The organism is Helicobacter apodemus (genome assembly GCF_000765745.2).
GTDB classification, from domain to species: Bacteria; Campylobacterota; Campylobacteria; order Campylobacterales; family Helicobacteraceae; genus Helicobacter_D; species Helicobacter_D apodemus.
This window is the reverse complement of sequence record NZ_JRPC02000037.1, coordinates 1-5,437: the sequence shown is the minus strand read 5'-3', so window position 1 is coordinate 5,437 and position 5,437 is coordinate 1. Positions and strand designations below refer to the sequence as shown.

At 31.0% G+C, this 5,437-nt stretch carries 9 protein-coding genes; 5 read left to right on the top strand and 4 right to left on the bottom strand.

Going from position 1 to position 5,437, the window contains the following annotated elements; genetic code table 11:
* Window positions 1–62 precede the first annotated feature (62 nt).
* The gene (locus tag LS72_RS09820; protein ID WP_084590220.1) at window positions 63–608 is read right to left on the bottom strand and encodes a recombinase family protein; all 546 of its coding nucleotides are present in this window, start codon (window positions 606–608) and stop codon (window positions 63–65) included.
* Between the two features lie 115 nt (window positions 609–723).
* On the opposite strand from LS72_RS09820, the gene LS72_RS09815 reads away from it, so the two are divergent.
* The 5 genes from LS72_RS09815 to LS72_RS10955 all read left to right on the top strand — a co-directional run bounded on the left by LS72_RS09815 (window position 724) and on the right by LS72_RS10955 (window position 2,415).
* Window positions 724–1,026 carry a hypothetical protein gene (locus LS72_RS09815; protein WP_194145601.1) on the top strand — a complete coding sequence of 101 codons (303 nt, stop codon included), beginning with the start codon at window positions 724–726 and terminating at the stop codon, window positions 1,024–1,026.
* A gap of 163 nt (window positions 1,027–1,189) precedes the next feature.
* Entirely contained in the window at window positions 1,190–1,441 is a 252-nt protein-coding gene (locus tag LS72_RS09810; protein WP_034555389.1) for a hypothetical protein, read from the top strand.
* Window positions 1,442–1,444: 3 nt separating this feature from the next.
* Window positions 1,445–1,873: a YopX family protein gene (locus tag LS72_RS09805; protein ID WP_052087396.1), complete on the top strand. Its 429-nt coding sequence runs from the start codon at window positions 1,445–1,447 to the stop codon at window positions 1,871–1,873.
* The gene (locus LS72_RS09800; protein WP_034555999.1) at window positions 1,870–2,199 is read left to right on the top strand and encodes a hypothetical protein; all 330 of its coding nucleotides are present in this window, start codon (window positions 1,870–1,872) and stop codon (window positions 2,197–2,199) included. The genes LS72_RS09805 and LS72_RS09800 overlap by 4 nt, the downstream gene beginning before the upstream one ends.
* Before the next feature lie 78 nt (window positions 2,200–2,277).
* The gene (locus LS72_RS10955; protein ID WP_194145600.1) at window positions 2,278–2,415 is read left to right on the top strand and encodes a hypothetical protein; all 138 of its coding nucleotides are present in this window, start codon (window positions 2,278–2,280) and stop codon (window positions 2,413–2,415) included.
* A gap of 9 nt (window positions 2,416–2,424) precedes the next feature.
* On the opposite strand, the gene LS72_RS09795 is transcribed toward LS72_RS10955, so the two are convergent.
* From LS72_RS09795 to LS72_RS10950, 3 genes are all read right to left on the bottom strand, one after another.
* Window positions 2,425–3,660, bottom strand: a complete 1,236-nt coding sequence (locus tag LS72_RS09795; RefSeq protein WP_052087401.1) for a DUF3825 domain-containing protein — start codon at window positions 3,658–3,660, stop codon at window positions 2,425–2,427.
* Window positions 3,661–3,992: 332 nt separating this feature from the next.
* Window positions 3,993–4,178: a hypothetical protein gene (locus LS72_RS09790; protein WP_034555904.1), complete on the bottom strand. Its 186-nt coding sequence runs from the start codon at window positions 4,176–4,178 to the stop codon at window positions 3,993–3,995.
* A 107-nt stretch (window positions 4,179–4,285) separates the two neighbouring features.
* The coding region (locus LS72_RS10950) for a hypothetical protein (RefSeq protein WP_194145599.1) at window positions 4,286–5,437 on the bottom strand (1,152 nt) is incomplete at its 5' end.

The following is a 5,437-nucleotide window of genomic DNA, read 5'->3' as shown; positions in this document are numbered from 1 at the left end:
TTTAAATCGAAGTAATTTAAAGAACAAACTTCTATTTTATCGCACTTTAAAGCACTTCGCTTTTAAAATTTGCACTTTGAAATAAAACTACCCCCTATATTTTGCTTCAAAAGAGATTTGATTTTTTTAATATCTTTGTCGTAGTAGCTATTAAGAGCATTGAATGGGCGTCCAAGCTTCTTTCCTCGCTCTCTAGCTTTCTCGAGTCCCGCTTTTGTCCGCATTACGATTAATTTTCTTTCCTCTTCTGCAATATAAGCATAGATCGCTAATATTAACTTAGAAGAGCTTTCACCATTTGATAAAATCATTTGTCTTATAAAAATTATTTTAACGCCTTTTTTGTCAAGTTCTAATATAAAATGCAAGATTTCAAGCATATCTCTACCCAATCTTGATAACTCTGTTGTAATAAGAGTATCTCCGCTATTAAGCATATCTTTCAATTCTGTAATTTTTCGCTTTTCTTGAGATTTTGTTGAACTAATTTCGACAGAAAGCATTTTATCAATCTTAATGTCATGACAAAGGCAATATCTTTCAATTTCAATCTTTTGAGAATCCGTTTCTTGTTTATTTGTGCTAACTCTTACATAGGCTATGGTCATAATATCTCCTTACAATGATTAATATTATACAAAATTACAATACAAACTAATCGCAGGATTATCTTGTGTATTTAACCAAATGAAACAGCGTGAGCGTGTATGAGTAGGAGGCGTTTTGATGGTTGAAATATTCAAAGACAATAGCAATTCAAAAAAAATTAGGAGTTTCTTATCTTCACATTATCCTGAGAATTTAGAGTTTTACGATGATTTAGATTATAAATATAAGCGTAAATATCACAAATACATAAGTCGTTCTAACAAGCCATTATCTCCTAATATGTGGTATGTTCAACAAGAATACAATAAATACGAATATTCTTTTGGAGAAATAGCTTCTATTTTAAATTTGACAAAACAAGAAGTAATTAGTAGCTATATAAGTGCTATGAAAAAATTAAAATTTTTAATGAAATAAGGAGAAGTGAGAGTGTGTGGTTTTGATTTTGTGGAGCACAGTGTGATAGAGGAATACGCAGACAATGTAGAAAAAAAGATGTGCCATTCTTCTTTAAGCAGTGGGGAAATAATCCTAATACACAACGATTAGACTTATTAGAATGTTATAAAGAATTTCCTCAATGAAAACAAATATAGGAATATTTAATGACAATTTACAAACTGCGTATGATGAAATAAAATTCCATAATCCGCAGTTTAAGTCAGTATCTAATACTTATCCTTTCAATCAATACGCAGTTTTTTATTTAGAGTTGCGCGAGTATCAAAAGGGCAGAAAGAGGGTTTTACTTCATATTCAAAATGGGGAGTTTATGCATCATTATGAGTTTGGAGTAAAAGAATTTGAATTTATCATAAAAGAGTGGAGGTAGATAATGAAACTACAAGATCTTGATTTTAGGGTGTGGAGCAAATTAGAAAATGGGTATATTGAATATCCTGCTTTAGCTAAATTAGGTTCTGTTTTACCTGCTAAGGTTCATCGTGCCAATAGAGCGATTCCTTTTATTGAATTTGATGAAAGAGATGATGAAAAAGAAGTTGAATTTTGGACAGGGCTTAGAGATTTAAATAATGCAAAGATTTATGAGGGAGATATTGTAAGTTTTGAAGCAGATTCACACGATATGGGAACTTTAACTATTGTAGGGGTTGTTTCTTTTGAAAATGGGAGGTTCATTATTGAAGGACACGAAAATATGTTCCCGCATTATTCTTTTTATAACTTCATTTCAAGATATAAAGATATAAGAATCATTGGTAATATTCACATAAATACCGAGTTACTAGGAGATGAGAAATGAAATCAAGCACAGACTTAAAAGTATATGTAGAAGTAGATACAAAAGAGAAATATCCTTATCGTGTTATGTGCTATGCAAATGGTAAAATTTTTGCTGCTTGTAAAGATATGATGACTGCAAAGAATATATGCGATATGATAAATTATAGGATTATACGAACAAAAGCGGATTATGTATTCCTTTTAACATCTTGTGGATATTTAAGTTATGAATGGAATGAACCAAAGAATCTAAAAAGACTTTCTAAGACAGATTTAATTAGGGCATATGGGAGAGTATTAAGTGCAATATTAAATCCCAAAGGGTGTATAGTAGGAGAAAAGTAATGAAACCTATCCTTGATAGCTGAGATTTTGTTTTTTTTAAACTAAACTATACCCAAACACACAAATCAAAGGACATAAATGAAGCAAACAATTAACAATATCATACATAAATTTAACAATATCAACTTTGCAGCTTTGGAGAACTCAAAGATTACTATCTTTTTCTACTTAGTCTTATTTGTAGTGATGTGGGTTGAATTGCTCTATGGGGTTTAGCAAGGATATTCAGGGTTTCAACCAATCACTTTCAGGTTTAGCTATTATTCTAGCGTTACTATAAGCCATTTCAGGTGTGAGACAAGTAGCAATCCAATAATAATCTTGCTTCTTGATACAAGTTAATAATAATTCAGGTTTATTGATTGTGGAATCATCGAAGGATAATGGTAGCAAAAAACATAGGCTTCCATTATACCATTGTGGAATGACTGTTCTGTAATTTCTTTGTATGCGTTTTTTTGTATGTTTGATAATTCCATCTAGCCAAATAGCTCTATTTCCACCTGGTGGAATTCGTTTTACAAATTCAGGGAATCTATCAATATTATGCTCTAAAATATGATTTTCATTGTATTTAATATCTAGGCTTGCATCAAAATAAATATCTTCAGCATTTTTAAAAAAGTTAATCGTATCAGGGAGTTCATTACCAGCAAAATCACGATAGTTTTCATCCACAAACCCGACAAAGCAATAATTAACTTCTTTTCCATTAAATGTTGCGGGTTTTTTGTTAAAATAAGCATATAAATCTTTCCAATTATTCGTTAAAAGCCCTGTATTAAAGTAAGCTTTTGATTTATTTTCTGTAAAAAACAATAATTCAGGATATTTTTCAATAGTTATTTTAAACCTAGATTCAATATAGTATTTGAGATACTTATTATTTTTCCCCCATTCTTCTTGTATTGCTTGTTTTTGTAAATCATTAATTGCTACTTCATATCCATTTCTAAACCAAGCAAAGTCAAATAATGAAGTGCTGTTTTCTTTAGGAGAAGCAGTTTTTACTTTGTTATGTAATTTAGGGCGTGATTGTAATTGCATTTTTTCTTTGCGTTCTATATAAATAATATGTGTTTTTTGCTCGTCTTGTGTTAGAGTATATGCTTCGCCATTGTCAATTTCACTATAAATGACCCTTAAACTTTTTGAACCAATAAAATCACCTGCTTTAAAACCATGTTCATTGCTTAAGTAATGTCCTAATTCAGCAATTGTTGTTATACCTTCTTCATTTTTGAGCATATTAAAAGCTTTATTCAACAAATGTATATGTTCTTGAGTTAGTTCTTTTTTTGTTTGTCGGGTTGATGTGGGTATTTCAATGGCGTTGTCGGTTTTAGACTCTATTTTTTTGTCTTTCTTTTTCTCTTGTTGTTCTTTGGCTTTTAGTTTTTCTTTTTCTGCCCCTTTATTACCCAATAAATCGTCCATAATTCCTAAAGCCTTTTTTAGCACAATATTTCCTTTTGTATATCGCCAATATCTTTTAATTCTAACTCTTTTTCTACTTTTGCAATCTCAACTAACTCGAAAGGTTTTTAATTTAAGGACAAAGGACACTTCCTGCCCCAAAACCTGCTCTTTGATATTGTTGAGATTTTACAGATAGCCAAATTTGGCTATCCAAACACATACCTTAAGAAGTTAAAGAACACAAGATTTAGCTTAATTGGAAAGGATTGTAGTGAGTTTAGATTAATTTGTCAAACCTTACTACAAAAAGCGGAGGCAATTCATCTCTTGTTTAAAGAAGTAAGGGTTTTCTTGCCTGAGGTTAATAAAGAGACTTATCGTGCTAGATATGTCCCTATAAAGACTTCTTTAGCTACTCCTGTGAGTGGTTTAGCTTTTCTAATGCGTTCCACTGCTTCTTCATATTCTTTGTCGTCTTTTCTGAATTCATAAATTAGCCATACAATCAGTAAGACGATGATAGAAACTACAGCTATTCCCATTATATTTATCATTTCCATATTATGTAACTCCTTTCCTTTAATTCCCTATATTATAGCATAAAAATCATATTTTAATCATTAAAATAAGCTAAATTGATTAATATAAACAATTAAACAACTGGCATTTATTGTCGGGAAAATATATCATTTATAAAATCTTTACCATTTAAACTATTTTTATCTGGAAATGCTTTTTTTACAAGATCACCTACTAATGGTATATTTTCATAATTATAAACTCCTGTATTGCTATTTGCTTTACTTAAATGTTTTTCTACACCTTCTTTTCCTTGTTCGTGCTTGTCAATTTTTCTATCTAGCTTATTATCCCTTTCTGATTCCAATTTTTGTTGATTAATATTATCATTGCCCTTCACTTTATTTTGTCCTTGTGCGAACAACTCATCAGGATTTACATTATTGTTTTTGTTGTATATATCCATAGGAGATGTATTAATATGGCTATTTGAAAGTTCGTGCTGTTGTGATTCTTGTATCATTTGAGAAAATGCTTTTGAGCCATACTTTTGGTGTAACTCCATCTCTCCTGAAATATTTAACCTTAATCCATCCTCCATCGCTAATTGTTCTGCTCTTTGTCTGATAGCACCGCTTAAATCATTGTTACTCATTGCATTAGATACTTGTTGAGAGGATACAAAAGAATCTCTTTGTGTTAATGCCTCCGTTAGGCTATTATTTTGCATTGTTGAATTTTGTTCTGCTAGGCTTGTAGCAACATTTTTATCCATTATTGCAGATTTTGCATATTGCATTGAAAAATCCTCTGCAATCTGAGAAGCTTTTTCTTTACCCACTGCTTTGATTAAAGCATCAGCACTTTCTGTGCTAATCCCTAAGCTTCCAGCGATTTTTGCTTCAAATGGGAATCCAAGGATTGCTAATGGTTTTGAAAATCCAACAGAACCTGAACCACTAAGAGCAAAAGCAATAGCGTCCTTTTCTGCTTTTGTGAAATTTTCACTTTGCTTAACTGAATCAATCACACTTTGTTTGATGTTCTCTATAGCTTGAGAGTTTTGGTTAAAACCTGAACTCTCTGCAGTCTGATAAATAGCATTCAAACCATTTGTGTCTGTTTTTTGTAATGCACCCATTAATGATTTTTCACTTGATTGTGCTTGAGCTGTTGCATAATTTTGAATTGACTGCATACCAATCTGCCCACTTTGTGCATTGGTATAATGAATATTTCCACTTTCATCTTTATTTAATTCAAAGCTTCCACCATATCCAACATTAATTTTTGAGTTTAT

Bases quoted from the DNA above. Each gene is read 5' to 3' on its own strand.
- LS72_RS10955 (WP_194145600.1), top strand. From the start codon at position 2,278: ATGAAGCAAACAATTAACAATATCATACATAAATTTAACAATATCAAC.
- LS72_RS09800 (WP_034555999.1), top strand. From the start codon at position 1,870: ATGAAATCAAGCACAGACTTAAAAGTATATGTAGAAGTAGATACAAAA.
- LS72_RS09810 (WP_034555389.1), top strand. From the start codon at position 1,190: ATGAAAACAAATATAGGAATATTTAATGACAATTTACAAACTGCGTAT.
- LS72_RS09805 (WP_052087396.1), top strand. From the start codon at position 1,445: ATGAAACTACAAGATCTTGATTTTAGGGTGTGGAGCAAATTAGAAAAT.
- LS72_RS09820 (WP_084590220.1), bottom strand. From the start codon at position 608: ATGACCATAGCCTATGTAAGAGTTAGCACAAATAAACAAGAAACGGAT.
- LS72_RS09790 (WP_034555904.1), bottom strand. From the start codon at position 4,178: ATGGAAATGATAAATATAATGGGAATAGCTGTAGTTTCTATCATCGTC.